The sequence below is a fragment of the Vibrio sp. 10N.261.52.A1 genome (genome assembly GCF_002876325.1).
Classification (GTDB): domain Bacteria; phylum Pseudomonadota; class Gammaproteobacteria; order Enterobacterales; family Vibrionaceae; genus Vibrio; species Vibrio chagasii.
Map to the genome: position 1 here is coordinate 1 of NZ_MCYD01000189.1, position 473 is coordinate 473.

General features: G+C 45.0%; 1 protein-coding gene. It reads right to left on the reverse strand.

Features of this window, described 5'->3' with window-relative positions:
* Positions 1-473, reverse strand: a 473-nt coding sequence (locus tag BCT81_RS02500; protein WP_133152497.1) for a sigma 54-interacting transcriptional regulator, incomplete at both ends; no start/stop codon positions are given.

Below are 473 nucleotides of genomic sequence, written 5' to 3' on the forward strand. Positions count from 1 at the left end.
AATTTCATCAAGGAATAGCGTACCGCCATTAGCCACTCTGAATAAACCTTCTCTATTCTTCTTCGCACCAGTAAAGGCACCGGAGGTGTGGCCAAATAATTCACTTTCAAGAAGCTCTGGAGCAATCGCACCACAGTTGATTGGGACAAATGGCCCAGTTCGTTTACTGGCTTCATGAACACCACGTGCAACCAATTCTTTACCGGTACCAGACTCACCTTCTACCAACACGGACGCTCTTGACGGCGCAAATTGGCTAATAAGAAGCTTAAGTTGTTTGGTCTTATCTGAGCTACCAATAATCTCGGTTTTGATGTGGCGGCTGACATCACGCTTCAACGCGTACTGCATTCTTTGGTCAAGGCGCTTATCCATACAACGAAGTACAGCTTGAATCATCTGTTCTAAGTTGAATGGCTTTAAAATGAAATCTGAAGCACCGAGCTTGAGTGCTGATATGGTCATCTCCAGAT